Origin of the sequence: Martinezella lusitana (genome assembly GCF_016901135.1) — a bacterium.
GTDB classification, from domain to species: domain Bacteria; phylum Pseudomonadota; class Alphaproteobacteria; order Rhizobiales; family Rhizobiaceae; genus Rhizobium; species Rhizobium lusitanum_D.
Window position 1 is genome coordinate 109,246 of sequence record NZ_JAFEVL010000061.1, and the last position, 18,381, is coordinate 127,626.

Below are 18,381 nucleotides of genomic sequence, written 5' to 3' on the forward strand. Positions count from 1 at the left end.
ACCCATGGCACGTATCGAGAAAATAGAACTGCGCATGGTCGACCTGCCGCCGAAGGTGAAGCGGACGGATGCGATCCAGAGCTTCGTCAGCCAGGAGACGCCGATCGTCACCATCACGGATTCCGACGGCGCTGTCGGCACCGGCTACAGCTATACGATCGGCACCGGCGGCTCGTCCGTCATGCGGCTGCTATCAGATCATCTGGTGCCGCTACTGCTCGGTGAGGATGCCGATTGCATCGAGGCGATCTGGCACAAACTGGAATTCGCCACCCACGCGACGACCATCGGGCCTATCACCGCACTGGCGCTTGCCGCTGTCGATACGGCGCTGTGGGATCTGCGGGCCAAAAAGCAGGGCCTGCCGCTCTGGAAGCTGGCCGGCGGCGCTAGGGATCGCTGCTCGCTCTATACGACAGAGGGCGGCTGGCTGCATATCGAGAAGGAAGCATTGGTCGAGGATGCCTTGCGGGCGAAGGCCAAGGGTTTTTCCGGTTCGAAAGTGAAGATCGGCAAGCCGCATGGCTCGGAGGATTATGATCGGCTCGCGGCGATGCGCCTGGCGCTCGGCTCCGGCTTCGAGATCATGACCGACTGCAATCAGGGCTTTACCGTCGACGAGGCGATCCGCCGGGCCGCGCGCCTCAAGGAGCTGGATCTCGCCTGGATCGAGGAGCCGCTGCCGGCCGACGATCTCGACGGCCATATTCGGCTGACGCGATCGACGCCGACGCCGATCGCGGTCGGTGAGTCCATGTATTCGATCCGACATTTCCGCGAATATATGCAGAAGGGCGCCTGCTCGATTGTTCAGGTCGATGTTGCCCGCATTGGCGGTATCACGCCCTGGCTCAAGGTGGCGCATGCGGCCGAGGCCTTCGACATTCCCGTTTGCCCGCATTTCCTGATGGAGCTGCATGTCAGCCTCGCCTGCGCGGTGCCGAACGGCAAATATGTCGAATATATCCCGCAGCTCGATGACCTCACCACCAAGGGCATGGAGATCGTCGACGGCATGGCGCTTGCGCCCTCCGAGCCCGGTATCGGCATTGCCTGGGATTGGGAAGCGGTGAAGGCTCGCTCGATCGGCGAATTCACGCGGGAAATACATCGCTGAGGAGGAACTGGCCATGCAACGGATGGGTATGGTGATCGGCCTGGAGCCGGCCAAGGTCGCGGAATACAAGGCGCTACACGCGGCCGTCTGGCCCGAGATCCTGGCGCTGATCTCCGAATGCAACATCACCAACTATTCGATCTTCCTGAAGGAGCCGGAAAACCTGCTCTTCGGCTACTGGGAATATGTCGGCACGGATTTCGAGGCCGACATGCGCAAGATGGCCGCCAGCCCGAAAAACCAGGAATGGTGGTCGGTCTGCATGCCCTGTCAGAAGCCGTTGGAGACCCGCAAGGAGGGTGAGTGGTGGGCCATGATGGAGGAGGTGTTTCATCATGATTAGAGATTGGAATGAAAGGCGCCGCGAAGCGACCACCTCCCCCTTGAGGGGGGAGGTCGCGCGGTACGCGCGGGTGGGGGTGACGCTCGGGATGCACATGTCTACCTTCTTTGCACGAGGAGGGGTCACCCCGCCCCGGACCTTCGGTCCGACCCTCCCCCTCAAGGGGAGGGTGTAATGACCTTCGATCCCAAATCTCTCCGCCAATGGTGGCCCAAACCCGGCAAGCCGCGCCCGATCGTGATCTTCGGTGCCGGCAGTATCGTCGGCGATGCGCATCTGCCGGCTTACAAAAAGGGCGGCTTCCCGGTGGCGGGTCTTTACGACCCGAATGCCGAGAAGGCGGCGGAGCTGGCGGCTCAATGGGGTATCCGCGCCTTTGCCACTGAGGCGGAGGCGTTGGCCGTCGAAGGCGCGATCTTCGATCTCGCGACGCCGCCGGCGGCGCACGCTACGATCCTCTCGAAATTGCCGCGGGGCTCCTTTGCGTTGATCCAGAAGCCGATGGGCAGCGATCTGGCCGGTGCAACCGAGATTCTGCGGGTTTGCCGCGAGCGCGATATCAAGGCGGCCGTCAATTTCCAGCTGCGCTTCGCGCCGATGATGCTGGCGCTTTATGACGCGGTGGAGAAGGGCTATCTCGGCGAGGTCGTCGATTTCGACGCATGGCTCGCGCTTGCGACGCCCTGGGGGCTCTGGCCCTTCCTGAAGGGTCTGCCGCGGATCGAGATCGCCATGCACTCGATACACTACCTCGATTTCATTCGCGGGCTGCTCGGCAATCCGCAGGGCGTGCATGCCAAGACCATTGGCCATCCCAACCACGATGTCGCCCAGACGCGGACGGCAGCGATCCTGGACTATGGCGACAAGGTGCGCTGCATACTCTCGGTCAATCACGACCATGATTTCGGCCGTAAGTACCAGGCCTGCGAGTTCCGTATCGCCGGCACCAAGGGTGCTGCCTATATCAAGCTCGGCGTCAATCTCGACTATCCGCGCGGCGAGCCGGATGAGCTGTGGATCCGTCCCGCCGGTGGCAATGATTGGGTGGAGGTGAAGCTCGAGGGCGCCTGGTTCCCGGATGCCTTCGTCAACCGTATGGCCAACCTGCAGCGCTTCGCCTCAGGCGAGGACAAGGTGCTGATCGGCTCGGTCGAGGATGCCTGGCAGACCATGGCGCTGGTCGAAGCTGCCTATCAGTCGAGCGCCGCTCCGGCGACGCCGATTGCCGAACTTCCGAAGGCTTGAGGAATGTCTGAACAAACCATCTACTTCGAAGACTATGAACTCGGTCATGTCAGGGTGACCACAGGACGGACGATCACCGAGACCGACTTCGTCGTTCATGCCGGCCATACCGGTGATTTCTTTCCGCATCACATGGATGCCGAATTCGCCAAGACCTTGCCTGGTGGCCAGCGTATCGCGCATGGCACGATGATCTTCTCGATCGGCGTCGGCCTCACGGCGTCGCTCATCAACCCCGTTGCCTTTTCCTATGGCTATGACCGGCTCCGCTTCGTCCGTCCCGTGCATATCGGCGATACGATCCGCACGCGTGTCACCATATCGGCGAAGGAGGATGATCCGAAGCGGCCGGCGGCCGGCCGTGTCGTCGAGCGCTGCGAAGTGTTGAACCAGCGCGACGAAGTCGTGCTCGCCGCCGATCATATCCTGATCGTCGAGCGCAAATCGGCTACGGAGAAGGCATGATGGTGAAGCTCACATGATTAAGCTTAGGGGAATGACCTGGTCGCATCCGCGCGGCTACGATCCAATGCTGGCATGCTCGAAGCTCTGGCAGGAAAAGACCGGTGTCGAGATCACCTGGGAGAAGCGGTCGCTGCAGGATTTCGAGACCTTCCCGGTCGAGGAGCTGGCTGCCGCCTACGACCTCATCGTCGTCGATCATCCGCATGTCGGGCAGATCATGCGCGAGAACTGCCTCTTGCCGCTCGACGATGCTGCCCATGCGGACGAGATTGCCGCGATCGCGGCCGGCACGGTCGGCCGCTCCTATCCGAGCTACAACTGGCAGGGTCGGCAATGGGCCTTTCCGATCGATGCGGCAACGCAGGTGCAGGCTTACCGCCCCGACCGCATGAGCGCGCCGGTGAATGATCTTGCCGAGTTCATCACGCTCGCAGCGAAGGGCAAGGCGATCCTGCCGATGCGGCCGCCGCATTCGCTGATGACTTTCATCACGCTTGCAGCCCATCTCGGCACGCCCTGCAGCATCGAGGGACCGGATTTCATCGAGAAGGCGGATGGCGAGGCGGTGCTCGACTGGATGGCACGGATCGTCGCCGCGATGGATGTCCGATGCTACGAGATGGATCCGATCGCCGTGCTCGACCTGATGGGCCAGCCCGATAGCCCATACGATGTGTCTCCGTTCGTCTACGGCTACGTCAACTATTCCTTCGCAGAATTCAGGCCTTCGCCGATCGCCTTCGCCGATATGCCCGTCATCGATGGGCGTGCCCCGAACGGTTCGGCGCTTGGCGGCACAGGCATCGCCGTCTCGGCCCGCACGCAAGCTCCTGAAGAGGCGAAGGCTTTTGCGCGCTGGATCGCGGGCGGGCCGGTACAATCAGGCGTCTATGCCGGCAGCAACGGTCAGCCTGGTCATTCCGACGCCTGGGTCAGCGACACGGTCAATACGCCCGCGCTCGACTTTTACCGCAACACGCGCGCAACGCTGGAGGGCGCTTATGTGCGGCCACGGCACGACGGCTATATGGCATTCCAGAGCGCGGCGTCAGAAGTGATTAGCGATGGACTGCGAGCGGGCGAGCGGCATACAGTCCTCGTCGAAAAGCTCAACCGGCTCTTCGCGCAATCGTTCGAAGGTTAAGGCGAGGCTGCGCCAACTATTTGTTATTGCATGATCTTATCTGACATGCCGCCGGCGATTTTCCGGCTGTTGGAATGGATGAGATCATATTCCCGAGGAAAGGATCAGGATTATGGGTCACGGGTTGGAAGGAAAGAAGGTCGTCATCACGGCGGCGGGGCAGGGCATCGGCCGGGCGACGGCGGAGCGCTTCATTTCGCTCGGCGCGCATGTATACGCCACCGATATCAACGAGCAGACGCTTTCGACGCTGGAAGGCGCCAGCAAGCATGTGCTTGATGTGCTCAACAGCGCAGCGGTCAAGGCTTACGCCAACGAAATCGGCCCCATCGACGTGCTCTTCAATTGCGCCGGCTTCGTGCATGCCGGCACGATCCTCGACTGCGAGGAGAAGGACTGGGATTTCTCCTTCAACCTCAACGCCAAGGCGATGTACACGACCTGCCGTACCTTCCTGCCGGGCATGCTTGAGAAGGGCAAGGGCTCGATCGTCAACATGGCTTCGGTCGCTTCCAGCGTGAAGGGCGTGCCCAACCGCTTCGCCTATTGCGCCTCGAAGGCCGCCGTCATCGGGCTTACCAAGTCGATCGCCGCCGATTTCGTCTCCAAGGGCATCCGCGCCAACGCCATATGCCCGGGCACGGTCGACAGCCCCTCGCTGCATGAGCGGCTGCGGGCAACGGGCGACTACGACAAGGCGATGAAGGATTTCATTGCCCGCCAGCCGATGGGCCGGATTGCCAACGCCGAAGAGATCGCCGCTCTGGTGACTTACCTGGCAGGCGATGAGGCGGGCTTCACGACAGGCCAGATTCACGTCGTCGACGGCGGCTGGACCGGCTGAACCCTTCCTTTGACGGATAGGGGGCTTCGTATTGCGGGGCCTCCTTTTATTTGCCACTCTCGTCAGCGAATCGGTTCTGCAAGACGATTTTCGATTGGGAGAACGGCATGGATTCGAACGGACTGTTGCATCGTTCCAGGAGTCTTGTGCTGTTGCGCAAGCATCAAGTGATCCTGATTGCCGTGCTTGCCGGCGTCGCGGTTTTTCTGCTGCTGACGTCGAGGGATCTCGATACGAGCAACCTGCTCATCGCCTGGGATACGACTGCCGTCGTCTATATTCTTTACAGCCTCTACCGAATGCTGACGGCCGATGTGCAGCGTATCCGCAAGCGCTCCGCCGATCTCGATTTTTCGGATGCGCTGTTGTTGTTCCTGTCGGTCGGCGCGGCGGTCGCCAGCATCGGCGGCATCGTGCTGGATCTGATTGGCGTGAAGGATGCGTCGCCGGAGGTGGCATTTTTACGTGTCATGATGGCGATCGTGACGATCCTGATCTCATGGACATTTCTGCACACCTTGTTCACCACCCATTATGCGCATCGTTTCTACGGCAGCCCGGGCAAGGGGCAGGGGCTCAAGTTTGCCGAGCCGGTGGAAGAGCCGATCTATTGGGATTTTCTCTATTTTTCCTTCACCATCGGCGTTGCCGCGCAGACCGCCGATATCGGCGTTTCCACCGTTGGAATGCGTAAGCTGGTGCTTCTTCATGCCATCCTGTCGTTCCTGTTCAATACGACGATCCTGGCGCTCGCCATAAATGTAGGGGCGAGCCTGATCTAGGCCCGCCCCTTCGACAATGGCGGCTTATATCATCAGACCACGGCGTTGCCGGCCATAACAGCCAGAACCAGGAACACCAGGAAGATGATCAGGAAGATGGCGAAGAGGACGCGCGCGATGGTTGCGGTCGCCGCCGACACGCCGGAAAAGCCGAAAAAGCCGCTAATCAGCGAAACTACAAAGAATATAAGTGCCCACTTCAGCATGGTGAATCTCCTCTGCGTTGCACTCCTTAAAGACGCAGAAGGGCGGTAAATTGTTCCGAAGCCGTTTCGATTAATGGGGTGTTGTCGTCTTTCGCGGGAGTTGCGGAGAGTGCGGCACCCCCCTCTGTCACTATCGTGACATCTCCCCCACAAGGGGGGAGATTGGTAACCCGCAGCACTACCATCGCCCCAAACAAATATTGAGGCTGCAGAAATCAAGCCTACCGTCTCAAAAGCGATTGCGGCGTTCTCCCAACGATCTCCCCCCTTGTGGGGGAGATGTCACGAAGTGACAGAGGGGGGTACAGCGTTGCCCCAAACTCGAGAAAGCAGGCTTCATCGATAGCCACATCTCACCCATGATTGATCATCACATGTCGGACGGCGGTGTAGTCTTCGATAGCGTAGACTGACATATCCTTGCCATAGCCTGATTGCTTCAGGCCACCATGCGGCATTTCGTTGACCAGCATGAAGTGGGTGTTGATCCAGGTGCAGCCATATTGCAGGCGGGCGGCGGTCTGCATGCCGCGGCTGATGTCCTTGGTCCAGACGGAGGAGGCAAGGCCGTAGTCGCTGTCATTGGCCCAGGTGACGGCGTCGTCCGGATTGGTGAAGCGCGTGACGGAGACGACGGGGCCGAAGACTTCGCGGCGGACAATCTCGTCATCCTGCGTCGCGCCGGCAACCACTGTCGGGGCGTAGAAGAAGCCGCGCTCGCCGGAGGTCTTGCCGCCGGTGGTGATCTCCATGTGCTTGTGTTCGGCGGCGCGGGTGACGAAGCTTTCGACGCGGTCGCGCTGGCGCTTGGAGATCAGCGGTCCGATTTCGTTTTCCGTGTCGTCGGCGAGGTTGAACTTGATGCTGGAGACGGCGGAGGTCAGGTCGGCGACGAAATTGTCGTAGACCTTGGCGTCTGCATAGATGCGGCAGGCGGCGGTGCAGTCCTGGCCGGCATTGTAGTAGCCGAAGGTCCGGATGCCGGCGACGACGGCGTCGATATCGGCATCGTCGAAGATGATGACCGGAGCCTTGCCGCCGAGTTCGAGATGGGTGCGCTTCACGGTCTTTGCGGCGGCGGCAAGCACCTTCTTGCCGGTGGCGACATCGCCGGTGATGGAGACCATGCCGATCTTCGGATGGTTGATCAGTGCATTGCCGACGCTCTCGCCGCGGCCGAGAATGACGTTGACGACGCCCTCGGGCAGTATATCCGCAAGCAGCTTCGCCATCTTCAGCGCCGTCAGCGGCGTCTGCTCGGAGGGCTTGAAGACCACGGTGTTGCCGCCGGCAATTGCCGGTGCCAGCTTCCAGGCCATCATCATCAGCGGGTAGTTCCAGGGCGCGATCGAGCCGACGATGCCGATCGGGTCGCGGCGGATCATCGAGGTGTGGCCGGGCAGGTATTCGCCGGCGACCGGGCCATGCAGGTTGCGCACCGCGCCGGCGAAGAAGCGGTAGCAATCGACGATGGCGGGGATTTCGTCATTGAGGACGGCATTGATCGGCTTGCCGCAGTTGAGTGCTTCCAAGGCAGCGAAGCCTTCGGCATCCCTCTCGATGGCGTCGGCGATCTTGAGGAGATAGGCCGAACGCTGGCTCGGCGTCGTCTGCGACCAGCTTGTAAAGGCCTTTTCCGCGGCATCCACGGCGGCGTCGATCTGGCCGAGGGAGGCCTCCGGCAGTTCGAGCACGGTCTCGCCCGTCTTCGGGTTGAGGACACGCTCTTCCGTTTCCGTGCCGGCTTCGAAGCGGGAGCCGATCAGCATCTGGGTATCCATATTTATCTCCCTTTCATTTGCCGCCGCCGGCGATCTGGTCGCCGTCGCGGGTAAGATAGTAGGCTGCCAGGATCGGCAGGAAGGTGACAAGCACGACGACCATGGCGACGACGTTGGTAACGGGTCGCTGGCGCGGGCGGATGAGTTCCTCCAACATCCAGATCGGCAGGGTCATCTGCTGGCCGCCGGTGAAGGTGGTGACGATGACTTCATCGAAGGACAGCGCGAAGGCAAGCATGCCACCGGCGAGCAGCGCCGTGCCGATGTTCGGCAAGATGATGTGCCTGAAAGTCTGAAAGCCGTCGGCGCCGAGATCCATCGAGGCCTCGATCAGCGAGCCGGAGGTGCGGCGGAAGCGGGCGACGGCATTGTTATAGACAACGACGACGCAGAAGGTCGCATGGCCGAGGACGATGGTCCAGACTGAGAAGGGAATATCGAACAGGCTGAAGGCGGAACGCAGCGCAATGCCGGTGATGATGCCGGGAAGCGCGATCGGCAGGATGACCAGCAGCGAGATCGCCTCGCGGCCGAAGAACTTGGTCTGGCTGACTGCGGCGGCGCAAAGCGTACCGAGCACCAGGGCAATGGCGGTCGCGATGGTCGCCACCTGTACCGAGAGCGCCAGGGATGACCAGATGTCAGGCCGGTTCCAGGCGATGCCGAACCATTGCAGCGTGAAGCCGGGTGGTGGCCACTGATAGCTCTTCTCCTCCGTCGTGAAGGCATAGACGAAGATCAGGAGGATCGGCAGGTGCAGGAAAAGCAGGCCGGCGGCGGCGGCTGTCTTTAGAGATAGGGAGGCGCGTTGGCCGCGATCAGAGCGCATCGAAAGCTCCCTGTTTCTTGGCAATCCAGAGATAGATAGCCATGATGACGATCGGTACAACGGAGAAGGCGGCGGCAAGCGGCACGTTACCGGCCGTGCCCTGCTGCGCATAGACGGCCTGGCCGATGAAGAGGCGCGAGGAGCCGATGATTTGGGGGATGATGTAGTCGCCCAATGTCAGCGAGAAGGTGAAGATCGAGCCGGCGACGATGCCGGGGAGTGCCAGCGGCAGCAGCACGGTGCGGAAGGTCTGGTTCGGCGTGGCACCGAGATCGGACGAGGCCTCGAGCAGATTGGTCGGCACGCGCTCGAGAGCGGCCTGCGTCGGCAGGATCATATAGGGCAGCCAGATATAGACGAAGACTAGGAAGGTGCCGATATAGCTTACCGACAGGGAGTTGCCGCCGACGATGGGCAAAGCGAGCACGCTGTCCAGCAGCCAGCTGAGGTGTAGCTTGTCGAAGATCCAGGTGAGGATGCCTTCCTTGGCGAGGATCAGCTTCCAGGCGTAGACCTTCACCAGATAGCTCGACCACAAAGGCAGCATGACGCCGAGATAGAACAGCGCCTTCCATTTGCCCTGCGCATAACGGGCCGCGTAATAGGCGATCGGGAAGGCGACGAAGGCGGAGGCTAACGTGACGAGGGCGGCCATGACCACCGTGCGGACGATGATATCGAAATTGGCTGAATTCAGCAGCTGCGCGTAGGTCGAGAGCGTGAATTCGTAGTTCACCATCCCCGAGAAGTCGTCGATCGAGAAGAAGCTCTGCAGCAGCAGCGCGATGAGCGAGCCGATATAGATGACGCCGAGCCAGAGCAGCGGCGGTGTCAGCATGAGGAACAGCAGCAGTCGCGGACGGCGCCAGAAGAGATCCGAGAGACGGCCGAAGAAACCGCCGCGGCTCGGCAGGATCGAGGCCGGCGTTTGCGCCGAGGCGGGGAAGGCGGCGGCGTTCATGCGGCGTCATCCATGTAGTGCACGTCCGCCGGCAGCCAGGCGAGGCGGACGGAAGTGCCGGTATCCGGCGTCGGCTGGCCGGCGGGCACGGTTACATGCAGGTGCGCGCCATTTGCCTCCACCGAGAGGCGGGTAGCAGCACCGAGAAAACTCATCGCTTTCACGGTCGCTGCCACACCGCTCTCCTCAGTCAACCGAATTGCTTCGGGGCGCAGGCTCGCCCAACGCCGCTCGCCGCCGAGCGACGACATCATCTCCGGGGCAATGACGTTGGAAGAACCGACGAAATCGGCAACGAAGCGGGTCTTTGGCCGCTGATAGATGTCGTGGGGGGTGCCCTGCTGCACGATGCGGCCATCATTGAAGACGGCGACGCGGTCGGCCATCGAAAGCGCTTCGCCCTGATCGTGGGTGACGAAGACGAAGGTGATGCCGAGCGCCCGCTGCAGGCCCTTCAGCTCCTCCTGCATCTGTTCGCGCAATTTCAGGTCCAGCGCGCCGAGCGGCTCGTCGAGAAGAAGGACTTTCGGCTTGTTGACGAGGGCGCGGGCGAGCGCCACGCGCTGGCGCTGGCCGCCGGAGAGCTGGCCGGGGCGGCGGGCGCCATAGCCCGGCAGCTTCACCAGTTCCAGCGCCTGTTTGGCGGCGCGCAACCTCTCGGCCTTGCCCACACCCTTGACCATCAGCCCGTAGGCGACATTGTCGAGAATATTCAGATGCGGAAACAGGGCATAGTCCTGGAAGACCGTGTTGACGTTGCGCCTGTAGGGCGGCACGCCTTCGGTGGTCTCGCCGAAGATCTCGATATGGCCGCCTGTGGGTTGCTCGAAGCCGGCGATCAGCCTGAGGCAGGTGGTCTTGCCGGAACCGGAAGGGCCGAGCATGGCGAAGAACTCGCCGGACGCGATCTCCAGATCGACGCGATCCACAGCGCGGACCTGGCCGAAATAGCGCGACACCTGCTGGAAACGAACGGCGGTCATTGGTTTCTCCCCAAAATGGTTATCTCTTGCGCCGGTTGGATGCGCGAAAGGCGCTTGGCGGAGACACTTTTCCTTCTCCCCAGCGGGGAGAAGGTGGCCCGAATGGTCGGATGAGGGGGTCGTGCGGCATAGGCTGTCCTTCGCTTATTGCTCAGGACGTTCGTCGCTACGCTCCTCGCCCCCTCATCTGCCCTGACGGGCATCTTCTCCCCGCTGGGGAGAAGAGGTAGTGCTACCGCCCGCCGATTACGCCGATATAGTCGGAAACCCAGCGATGATAGGGCACGCATTCGCTCTGCGTGCTGCATTTCGCGACCGGGGTTTTCCAGAACTTGATCTTGTCGAAGTGATCGTAGCCATTCGTGGCGCAACCACTGTCGGTCAGCAGTTCATTGCCCTTGCACGCTGCCGGAACCGAGGGTACGGCGCCGAACCAGGCGGCCGCGTCGCCCTGGACCTTGGCCTGGAGCGAATGTTCCATCCACATATAGGCGCAGTTCGGATGTTCGCTGTCGGCATGCAGCATGGTGGTGTCGGCCCAGCCCGTCGTTCCCTCATCCGGGAAGGTCGAGGCGATCTTCTGCTTGTCGGCCTGCAGCAGGTTTACCTGGAACGGCCAGGAGCCGGAGGCGACGACGCCTTCGTTCTTGAAGTCGTCAGTCTGGATCATCGCGTCATGCCAGTAGCGGCTGACGAGCTTGCGCTGGCCGCGCAGCAGGTCGAGGGCGGCCTTGTATTGGTCTTCGTTGAGCTCGTACGGGTCCTTGATGCCAAGCTCGGGCTTGTGGGCCATGAGATAGAGGGCGGCATCGGCGATATAGATCGGGCCGTCATAGGCCTGGACGCGGCCCTTGTTGGACTTGCCGTCGGGAAGGGTGGTTTCTTCGAAAACGACATTCCAGCTCTTCGGCGCCTCACCCTTGAAGGCGTCGGTGTTGTACATCAGCACGTTCGGCCCCCAGAGATAGGGAACGCCGTAATGGACGCCGTTTACCGTGTTCCAGGGCGCATTCTTCAGGCGGTCGTCGAGGGTCTTCCAGCTCGGGATCAGGTCGGTGTTGATCGGCTGGACGCGCTTGCCGGCAACGAGCCGCAGCGATGCGTCACCGGAAGCCGTCACAAGGTCGAAGCCACCTTCGTTCATCAAGGCGACCATTTCGTCCGAGGTGGCTGCGGTCTTGACGCTGACCTTGCAGCCCGTTTCCTTCTCGAAGCCGGTGACCCAGTCGTAATTCTTGTCGCTTTCGCCACGCTCGATATAGCCGGCCCAGGCAACGATGCTGACGGCGCCTTCGCCCTTGCCGAGCGTCTTCAGCGGCTCGGCGGCGATGACCTGCGTGGCGAAACTTAAGCATGCGAGCGCAGCAGTGCATGATTTCAGCAGATGCTTCATCGGAGTCTCCCGGTTTTTGAGCCAATTGCTATTGGAGCCAGCGTCTGGCGTTTTGTTCCCGGAGAAAAAGGTGACGCTATTTTGCCGTATTCGCAAATTCATTTATCAGAAAGCCGATATCGGAATTTCCGATTGCTCCGCCCGTGGCCATACGTGAGGGGGGAATATGGCCTGCGTGAGAGGCGATAGCGCTCAAGAGGCACCAAGTTAAAGCATCGGCGATGCTAGTTGCGGTCGAAGACTTCAGACCGCAAATGTCCAGCCTTCATAAGGTGTTGCAGGGTATAGGACACTGAAAGTGCATCGTCGAGCGCGTCATGACCCTGTAAATGCGGATGTTCCACGCCATAGTAGTCGGCAAGCTTGTTGCTCGGCGTCTTCGCCAAATCTTCGATCGGCATTCCCGCCGCGATCAGCAGCTTGACGGCATTGTCGAACCGGTGGGCGGGAATTGGAGGCTGAATTCCGGCGACATAGCAACTGATCGCGATCATGTTCAGTTCGTCCTTGCCCCAGGACCAGAAGCGCGCGCCGTCCGAGAAGCCGTCAACGCCGGCAAGCGCATCCTGCAAGCTCATTCCTTCAATCTTGATATTCTCTTCGGTAATGCCGGTCAGTGTGGTGAAGAACGGGTCGAGCGTATATAGGTTGCCAAATCTGTCGATAGGGCGAACATAGGCCTTATAGGTGCTCAGAATGGGGAAATCGCCTTCCAGCCCCAGCTTGACGGCGCCGATCTCAGCGATAACCGGATCGGGATCATGGGCCGCGCACCAGAATCGGCGTTGCGAGCCTTCAAGACAAAGAAATTCGCAGTCGAAAATGATTGCGGTCTTCATAATCGATCCTCCACTCCTTGGTGCCTGTGGAATAGCTCCCTGCTATCGCTGTCGTCCCGACCGCATGCTTTCGGCGACGCCGACGAAGTCGCGGGCGGCCTGCGGCAGGCTTGATCCCTTGCGCCAGACCATGCCGACCTGCACGACCGGCAGTGAGCCGGAGACGTCGCGGCTCTCGATGCGATCGCCTTCCAGCGACCAGGGGCGATAGACGAGATCCGGCAGCAGCGCCACGCCGGCGCCTGTTGCAACGAGGCTGCGCACCGCCTCGACCGAGCGCGTGCGGAAGGCGACATGCGGGCGGGCGCCGAGTGCGGACAGCAACTTGCCGGTGTTCTCCTCGATTTCGTCTATGGTCAGCATGATCAGCGGCTCGCGGGTGATATCGGCAACGCTGATGATGTCTGCGGAAACGAGGGGATGGCCCATGGGCAACCAGAGGCGGTAGGGCGACGTTTCGAGGATTTCGGCCTGCAGGGCCATGCGGTCGCGCAGGTTGGAAATGACCATGACGGCGACGTCGAGCTCGCCGCCAACCAGAAGATGTTCCAGGTAACCGCCATTGTCCTCGATGGCGCTGACTTCGACGCCGGGGCAGGCACGACGGTAGCGCGCCAGAAGATCCGACAGGACATAACCGGCGACAAGCGAGGTCACCCCGATGTTCAGCGTGCCGCCGGCCGCGTTCTGCTGGCCTGAAAAGCTCGTGCGGGCGTCGGAAACGGTGGCGAGAATCTTCGTGGCGTGGCGCAGGAACTGATGGCCGTTATGGGTAATGGACAGCCCGCGCGGATGCCGGTCGAACAGCTCGACTCCGAGGTCGCCTTCCAGCTCCTTCAGGGCCTCAGTGACGGAGGATTGCGAGATCGACAGGTTCTGCGCGGCGCGGGTGATCGAGCCCTGTTCCGCCACGGCGACAAAGTATTGCAGCTGTCTCAAGGTGAACGCCATGTTGCCGTTAGAGCATGTGCGCGGCATTGAAGGCAAGCGCTGCCATCGCTGTGAAAGTTCGGACCTTTTTTGGTGACGATGCCGTCAGAGTTGCAAGTTTCGCTTCTGCTTTAAGTATTCCGAAACGCGATATCCCTAACGTGAGGGTTGATCATCTTTGTTGTCTTGGAGCGGTCTATGCGGGAGCAGTTGGCGTGAGCGCCTTACTGCACATTTTCCGGATTCCCCGGAAGTTTGTCGTCATGATCGGCGGAGTGGCCTTCCTCGTAGGCTCCTCCGGCGTTTTGGCGCTTTATATCGGCAAGGACAGGCTGCTCGGTTTCGCGTCCGCTTCCCCCAACGGGCTGCAGTGCACCGACGTCAATCTCGTTACCATCCGCAAGGAAAATCGCTTCTGGGTGCGTAAATATATCCGCACCGATCCGACCGATGGCTTGACCCGGGTGAGAACGGCGCTGCGCGTCGCTAAGGCCGTGTACCAGGAGCAAAAGCCCGATCTCGTTCAGGTTGTGGTCCTCGACAAGAATGGGCCGTCGCTGCGCTCCGACATACGCGGCCGGGCGCTCGGTGCCGATGTCGTCTATGTCCCGCATCCCGACAAACTTACCGATGGCAGTGTCGAGGAGCCGGTCACAGCACGTTATTACAATGGCGGCGCGAGCAACGCTGGCTTGTTTTACGGCGAACAGATCACCATGCCGGTCGAGGATATCGATGCAGCACTGGCCGGATTGAAGGACTACAGCGATTGCGACAACGCGCTGGCGGCCGACGCCGGCGGCAGCGCCAAGAAGGACAAGCTCAAGGCAGCAATCGCCGCCGAAGAAAAGGCGGCTGCCAAGACGGAACAGCGGGATGCGAAGCCGGCCCCTCCGGAGCCGAAGTCGACCGGCAACGTGCAGCCCGGATATGACAAGAATGGCGAATTCATCGGCGCCGATGCCAGCGACAAGGAAAAGAGCCCCTCACCGGGGCTCGATCCAACCATGACGGGTGCAGCCGACCGACGCTCGCCGGTAACGAACTAATCCAAGCTAGCTTCGCGCTCTCGGGCGGGAAGGCAATAGCCTCAATCCACCAGATGCTTCTCGCCGATAGCTTGGTAAAGCGCAAAGAGCGCCTCGTGCACTTCGCCGGCAAGACGGTAGAAATCGGGATCCGCCACGATGGCGGGGTGTTGCAGCAAATGATCGTCGGTCATGTCGAGCATGAGCGATGTCGTGTGCATCGCCTCGTGGCAGCCGAAAGTTCCCGGCGCGTATTGCGATAGATCGATATCGCCGATCTCCGCAAGATCGGCCAGCCGCTGCTGCTCGCTGTCGGCATCCGGGGCCAATGTCTCTTTCTCGGTCATGGTTCACACCTTTGATTTTCGGAGGGCGAAACTATCTCAATCCGCCTTGGCGCGCCGCGCCGGGAAGAGGATGATGTCGCGGATCGACGGCGAGTTGGTCAGCAGCATGATCAGGCGATCGACGCCGATGCCGAGACCGCCGGCAGGCGGCATGCCCTGGTCGATGGCGTCGAGGAATTCCTCGTCCAGTTCCTTCTGCTTTTCGCCGCGCGCATGCGCCTGCTCGAGCTGCTCGACCATGCGGGCGCGCTGCTCTTCCGGATCGTTGAGTTCCGAGAAGGCGTTGCCGAGTTCCCAGGCGTTGCAATAGGTTTCGAAGCGCTCGACGAGGCGCGGCTCGCCCGGCACTTCCTTGGCGAAGGGCGAGATGTCCTTCGGGAAATGCGTGACATGTGCCGGCTGGATCAGCGTGCCCTCGACCTTTTCTTCGAAGATGAAGGCGAGGCATTCGCCCCAGGTCGCGTCTTTCTCGACGGTAAAGCCGGCGGCCTTGGAGGCGGCGCGGGCTTCTTCATCGGTCTTGATCGCCAGGAAGTCGATGCCGGTCGCCTCCTTGACGGCATCGGGCATCGGTACGCGACGGAACGGACCCTTGAAGGAGATCTGCTTGTCGCCGAAGGCGAATTCGGTGCTGCCGTGGATCGACATGGCGAGCGTCGAGAACAGCCGCTCGACGAGGTCCATGATGTCCTCGTAGTCGGCGTAAGCCCAGTAGCACTCCATCATGGTGAATTCTGGATTGTGCCGGGTGGAGACGCCTTCGTTGCGGAAGTTGCGGTTGATTTCGAAGACCTTGTCGGTGAGGCCCGAAACCAGCGTGCGCTTCAGGAACAGTTCCGGCGCGATGCGCAGGTACATGTCTAGCTTCAGCGTGTTGTGATGCGTCTTGAACGGCTCGGCGGTGGCGCCGCCATAGACCGAATGCAGCATCGGCGTCTCGACTTCCATGAAGCCGTCATTTTCCATGAAGCGGCGGATGCCGGAGACGATGCGACTGCGCTGCTGGAAGCGGAGCTTCGATTCCTCGTTGGTCATGATGTCGAGATGGCGCTTGCGATAGCGCAGCTCGATATCGGAAAGCCCGTGCCACTTTTCGGGCATCGGCAGCAGCGACTTGGTCAGCATGGTGATCTGCTGCGCATTGATCGTCAGCTCGCCGCGCTTGGTGCGGCGGACGACGCCGGTAACACCGATGATGTCGCCGATGTCGATCATCGGCAATAGGGCGCGGGCCTCTTCACCGGTCACGTCCTTGTGGCTGAAGATCTGGATCTTGGCCGAGGCGTCATGGATGTCCATGAACATGCCGGAATTGCGCGAGGAATAGACGCGGCCGGCGACGGTGACGACGTCGGCGGTTTCCGTATCCGGCTCCAGGCCCTCGTATTTCGCTGCCAGTTCGGCATTGGTCAGCGTCCGGTGGAAATGCGCCGGATAGACGTCGCCGATCTGCTCGCGCAGCAGCTTCAGCTTCTGCGCGCGAACTTCCGTTGCGTCGGAGGAGAGGGTGGCGGTTTCGGTTTTGTCGTTCATGGTTCTACGTCCGGTTCAGTTCTTCGGGCCGACGAGGGTCGCAACGGTCTGGGCGGCAAGTTTCAGCCGCTGGCGCACGACGGAACGGCCGAGGATCGCCATGCTATCGAAAAGCGGTAGGGAACGCGAGGAGCCCGAGACGGCGACGAAGAGCGGCGCGACGATGACCTTCAGCTTCTTGCCCATGCGGTCGGCGATGGCGCGCAGTTCCGCCTCGATCGTCTCGACATTCCATTCGAGGATCTTTTCGAGGTCCGGCTGCACCGTGTTCAGGATTTCCAGAAGCTCTTCCGGCGTCGACTTGATCCTGGCGAAAGCGGAGGGATCGAGGTTGAGGTCGGACTTGAAGAGGAAGCCGGCGAGGTCGGGCAGTTCACCGAGCTTGGTGATGCGCGACTGCGACAGCTTCAGGCCTTCCTTCAGGCGGTCGTTTTCCATCGCCCAAGTCAGCACCCGGTGCTGGAATTCTTCTTCCGACAGCTTTTCGCGGATCCAGCGGCCATTCAGCCAGTCGAGCTTCTGGATATCGAAGATCGCGCCGGCCTTGGAAAGGTTCTCCGGGTCGAATTTTTCGGCGAGCTCGTCCATGGTCAACAGCTCGTCGCCTTCGGCGATCTGGATGAAGAACAGACCAAGGAAGTTCATCAGCGCTTCGGGGATATAGCCGAGGGCCGTGTAATAAGAGATCGACGTCGGGTTCTTGCGCTTCGACAGCTTTGACTTGTCGGCGTTGCGCATCAGCGACAGGTGCATGAAGACCGGCGGTTCGAGGCCGAGATAGCGGTAGATCAGGATGTGCTTCGGCACCGAGGCGAGCCATTCCTCGCCGCGCGCCACATGGGTGATCTTCATCAGATGGTCGTCGACGACGTTGGCCATGTGATAGGTCGGCATGCCGTCGGCCTTCAAAAGAACCTGCATGTCGACCGCATCCCACGGGATTTCGACATCGCCATAGACGCCGTCATGGAACTTGCAGGTGCCTTCGGTTGGGATCTTCATGCGCACGACATGCGGCTCGCCGGCGGCAACGCGCGACGAGACTTCCTCGGCAGTCAGGTTCAAACAGAGCCCGTCATACTTCGGCGGCAGGCCGGCGGCGCGCTGGCCCTCGCGCATCTTTTCCAGGCGTTCCGGCGTGCAGAAGCAGCGGAAGCCGTGGCCGGCGTCAACGATCTTCTCGACGTAAGGCTTGTAGAGGTCCTTGCGGTCGCTCTGGCGATAGGGGCCGTAGGGGCCGCCGACATCGGGACCCTCCGACCATTTCAGGCCGCACCATTTCAGCGCGTCGAGCACCTTGGTCTCGAATTCCGGAGTGGAGCGGGTCGCGTCTGTATCCTCGATGCGCAGGATGAACTCGCCGCCATGTTTCTTGGCGAAGAGATAGTTGAACAGCGCGATATAGGCGGTGCCGACATGCGGTTCGCCTGTCGGAGAGGGTGCGATGCGGACGCGAACGCCTGATGTGGTCATTTTGTTTGCCCGTCATAAAAGGCCGGGCCGCGCTCGGGACAAGCGCTGTCCAGCCGAAGATGTGTATCTGGATCAGGAAACCGGCCGGAAAAGGGCGTCTTGCCGCTTCAATCCCGCGTTTTCCGTATGGCTGGC

The 18,381-nt window shown here is 61.2% G+C and carries 19 protein-coding genes; 8 read left to right on the forward strand and 11 right to left on the reverse strand.

The features are described from left to right. Positions 1-4: 4 nt before the first annotated feature. The 7 genes from JTP94_RS26000 to JTP94_RS26030 all read left to right on the forward strand — a co-directional run bounded on the left by JTP94_RS26000 (position 5) and on the right by JTP94_RS26030 (position 5,943). Positions 5-1,117, forward strand: coding sequence for a mandelate racemase/muconate lactonizing enzyme family protein (locus tag JTP94_RS26000; protein ID WP_204853301.1), 1,113 nt, complete (start codon positions 5-7; stop codon positions 1,115-1,117). Between the two features lie 13 nt (positions 1,118-1,130). Further along, a complete protein-coding gene (locus JTP94_RS26005; RefSeq protein ID WP_204853302.1) occupies positions 1,131-1,460 on the forward strand; it encodes an L-rhamnose mutarotase in 330 nt (109 codons plus the stop codon). A gap of 174 nt (positions 1,461-1,634) precedes the next feature. After that, the gene (locus tag JTP94_RS26010) at positions 1,635-2,708 is read left to right on the forward strand and encodes a Gfo/Idh/MocA family protein (protein WP_204853303.1); all 1,074 of its coding nucleotides are present in this window, start codon (positions 1,635-1,637) and stop codon (positions 2,706-2,708) included. A 3-nt stretch (positions 2,709-2,711) separates the two neighbouring features. Next, complete coding sequence (locus JTP94_RS26015) at positions 2,712-3,173, forward strand: MaoC/PaaZ C-terminal domain-containing protein (protein ID WP_204853304.1); 462 nt, start codon at positions 2,712-2,714, stop codon at positions 3,171-3,173. A gap of 13 nt (positions 3,174-3,186) precedes the next feature. Then, on the forward strand, positions 3,187-4,317 hold the full coding sequence (locus tag JTP94_RS26020) for an extracellular solute-binding protein (RefSeq protein ID WP_204853305.1): 1,131 nt from the start codon (positions 3,187-3,189) through the stop codon (positions 4,315-4,317). A 112-nt stretch (positions 4,318-4,429) separates the two neighbouring features. After that, positions 4,430-5,161: an SDR family oxidoreductase gene (locus JTP94_RS26025; RefSeq protein ID WP_204853306.1), complete on the forward strand. Its 732-nt coding sequence runs from the start codon at positions 4,430-4,432 to the stop codon at positions 5,159-5,161. A gap of 107 nt (positions 5,162-5,268) precedes the next feature. Continuing rightward, positions 5,269-5,943, forward strand: a complete 675-nt coding sequence (locus tag JTP94_RS26030; RefSeq protein WP_204853307.1) for a DUF1345 domain-containing protein — start codon at positions 5,269-5,271, stop codon at positions 5,941-5,943. A gap of 32 nt (positions 5,944-5,975) precedes the next feature. Here JTP94_RS26030 and JTP94_RS26035 read toward each other — a convergent pair whose 3' ends face one another. From JTP94_RS26035 to JTP94_RS26070, 8 genes are all read right to left on the reverse strand, one after another. Then, positions 5,976-6,149 (reverse strand): DUF1328 domain-containing protein, encoded by a 174-nt coding sequence (locus JTP94_RS26035; protein WP_034483222.1) that lies wholly within the window; start codon positions 6,147-6,149, stop codon positions 5,976-5,978. A gap of 353 nt (positions 6,150-6,502) precedes the next feature. After that, positions 6,503-7,930 (reverse strand): gamma-aminobutyraldehyde dehydrogenase, encoded by a 1,428-nt coding sequence (locus JTP94_RS26040; RefSeq protein WP_204853308.1) that lies wholly within the window; start codon positions 7,928-7,930, stop codon positions 6,503-6,505. A gap of 13 nt (positions 7,931-7,943) precedes the next feature. After that, a complete protein-coding gene (locus JTP94_RS26045) occupies positions 7,944-8,759 on the reverse strand; it encodes an ABC transporter permease (RefSeq protein WP_204853309.1) in 816 nt (271 codons plus the stop codon). Further along, positions 8,749-9,720, reverse strand: coding sequence for an ABC transporter permease (locus JTP94_RS26050; RefSeq protein WP_204853310.1), 972 nt, complete (start codon positions 9,718-9,720; stop codon positions 8,749-8,751). The genes JTP94_RS26045 and JTP94_RS26050 overlap by 11 nt, the downstream gene beginning before the upstream one ends. Further along, the gene (locus JTP94_RS26055) at positions 9,717-10,703 is read right to left on the reverse strand and encodes an ABC transporter ATP-binding protein (protein ID WP_204853311.1); all 987 of its coding nucleotides are present in this window, start codon (positions 10,701-10,703) and stop codon (positions 9,717-9,719) included. The genes JTP94_RS26050 and JTP94_RS26055 overlap by 4 nt, the downstream gene beginning before the upstream one ends. Positions 10,704-10,935: 232 nt before the next feature. Beyond that, complete coding sequence (locus tag JTP94_RS26060) at positions 10,936-12,096, reverse strand: ABC transporter substrate-binding protein (protein WP_204853312.1); 1,161 nt, start codon at positions 12,094-12,096, stop codon at positions 10,936-10,938. 224 nt (positions 12,097-12,320) lie between these two features. Continuing rightward, positions 12,321-12,935 carry a 3'-5' exonuclease gene (locus JTP94_RS26065; protein ID WP_204853313.1) on the reverse strand — a complete coding sequence of 205 codons (615 nt, stop codon included), beginning with the start codon at positions 12,933-12,935 and terminating at the stop codon, positions 12,321-12,323. A gap of 42 nt (positions 12,936-12,977) precedes the next feature. After that, a complete protein-coding gene (locus tag JTP94_RS26070) occupies positions 12,978-13,886 on the reverse strand; it encodes a LysR substrate-binding domain-containing protein (RefSeq protein ID WP_034503273.1) in 909 nt (302 codons plus the stop codon). Positions 13,887-14,128: 242 nt separating this feature from the next. Between JTP94_RS26070 and JTP94_RS26075 the strand changes: the two genes are divergently transcribed. Further along, a complete protein-coding gene (locus tag JTP94_RS26075) occupies positions 14,129-14,914 on the forward strand; it encodes a hypothetical protein (RefSeq protein ID WP_210384286.1) in 786 nt (261 codons plus the stop codon). A 41-nt stretch (positions 14,915-14,955) separates the two neighbouring features. Here the strand turns inward: JTP94_RS26075 and JTP94_RS26080 are convergent, their stop codons facing one another. From JTP94_RS26080 to gltX, 3 genes are read right to left on the reverse strand one after another with little or no spacing between them, the layout of a single operon-like run. Further along, positions 14,956-15,240, reverse strand: a complete 285-nt coding sequence (locus tag JTP94_RS26080) for a hypothetical protein (RefSeq protein ID WP_204853315.1) — start codon at positions 15,238-15,240, stop codon at positions 14,956-14,958. A 36-nt stretch (positions 15,241-15,276) separates the two neighbouring features. Then, entirely contained in the window at positions 15,277-16,773 is a 1,497-nt protein-coding gene (gene lysS, locus JTP94_RS26085) for a lysine--tRNA ligase (RefSeq protein ID WP_204853316.1), read from the reverse strand. Between the two features lie 15 nt (positions 16,774-16,788). Continuing rightward, the gene (gene gltX / locus JTP94_RS26090) at positions 16,789-18,246 is read right to left on the reverse strand and encodes a glutamate--tRNA ligase (RefSeq protein ID WP_204853317.1); all 1,458 of its coding nucleotides are present in this window, start codon (positions 18,244-18,246) and stop codon (positions 16,789-16,791) included. Positions 18,247-18,381: the final 135 nt, after the last annotated feature.

Bases quoted from the DNA above. Each gene is read 5' to 3' on its own strand.
- JTP94_RS26000 (WP_204853301.1), top strand. From the start codon at position 5: ATGGCACGTATCGAGAAAATAGAACTGCGCATGGTCGACCTGCCGCCG.
- JTP94_RS26005 (WP_204853302.1), top strand. From the start codon at position 1,131: ATGCAACGGATGGGTATGGTGATCGGCCTGGAGCCGGCCAAGGTCGCG.
- JTP94_RS26010 (WP_204853303.1), top strand. From the start codon at position 1,635: ATGACCTTCGATCCCAAATCTCTCCGCCAATGGTGGCCCAAACCCGGC.
- JTP94_RS26015 (WP_204853304.1), top strand. From the start codon at position 2,712: ATGTCTGAACAAACCATCTACTTCGAAGACTATGAACTCGGTCATGTC.
- JTP94_RS26020 (WP_204853305.1), top strand. From the start codon at position 3,187: ATGATTAAGCTTAGGGGAATGACCTGGTCGCATCCGCGCGGCTACGAT.
- JTP94_RS26025 (WP_204853306.1), top strand. From the start codon at position 4,430: ATGGGTCACGGGTTGGAAGGAAAGAAGGTCGTCATCACGGCGGCGGGG.
- JTP94_RS26030 (WP_204853307.1), top strand. From the start codon at position 5,269: ATGGATTCGAACGGACTGTTGCATCGTTCCAGGAGTCTTGTGCTGTTG.
- JTP94_RS26035 (WP_034483222.1), bottom strand. From the start codon at position 6,149: ATGCTGAAGTGGGCACTTATATTCTTTGTAGTTTCGCTGATTAGCGGC.
- JTP94_RS26040 (WP_204853308.1), bottom strand. From the start codon at position 7,930: ATGGATACCCAGATGCTGATCGGCTCCCGCTTCGAAGCCGGCACGGAA.
- JTP94_RS26045 (WP_204853309.1), bottom strand. From the start codon at position 8,759: ATGCGCTCTGATCGCGGCCAACGCGCCTCCCTATCTCTAAAGACAGCC.
- JTP94_RS26050 (WP_204853310.1), bottom strand. From the start codon at position 9,720: ATGAACGCCGCCGCCTTCCCCGCCTCGGCGCAAACGCCGGCCTCGATC.
- JTP94_RS26055 (WP_204853311.1), bottom strand. From the start codon at position 10,703: ATGACCGCCGTTCGTTTCCAGCAGGTGTCGCGCTATTTCGGCCAGGTC.
- JTP94_RS26060 (WP_204853312.1), bottom strand. From the start codon at position 12,096: ATGAAGCATCTGCTGAAATCATGCACTGCTGCGCTCGCATGCTTAAGT.
- JTP94_RS26065 (WP_204853313.1), bottom strand. From the start codon at position 12,935: ATGAAGACCGCAATCATTTTCGACTGCGAATTTCTTTGTCTTGAAGGC.
- JTP94_RS26070 (WP_034503273.1), bottom strand. From the start codon at position 13,886: ATGGCGTTCACCTTGAGACAGCTGCAATACTTTGTCGCCGTGGCGGAA.
- JTP94_RS26075 (WP_210384286.1), top strand. From the start codon at position 14,129: ATGATCGGCGGAGTGGCCTTCCTCGTAGGCTCCTCCGGCGTTTTGGCG.
- JTP94_RS26080 (WP_204853315.1), bottom strand. From the start codon at position 15,240: ATGACCGAGAAAGAGACATTGGCCCCGGATGCCGACAGCGAGCAGCAG.
- lysS (WP_204853316.1), bottom strand. From the start codon at position 16,773: ATGAACGACAAAACCGAAACCGCCACCCTCTCCTCCGACGCAACGGAA.
- gltX (WP_204853317.1), bottom strand. From the start codon at position 18,246: ATGACCACATCAGGCGTTCGCGTCCGCATCGCACCCTCTCCGACAGGC.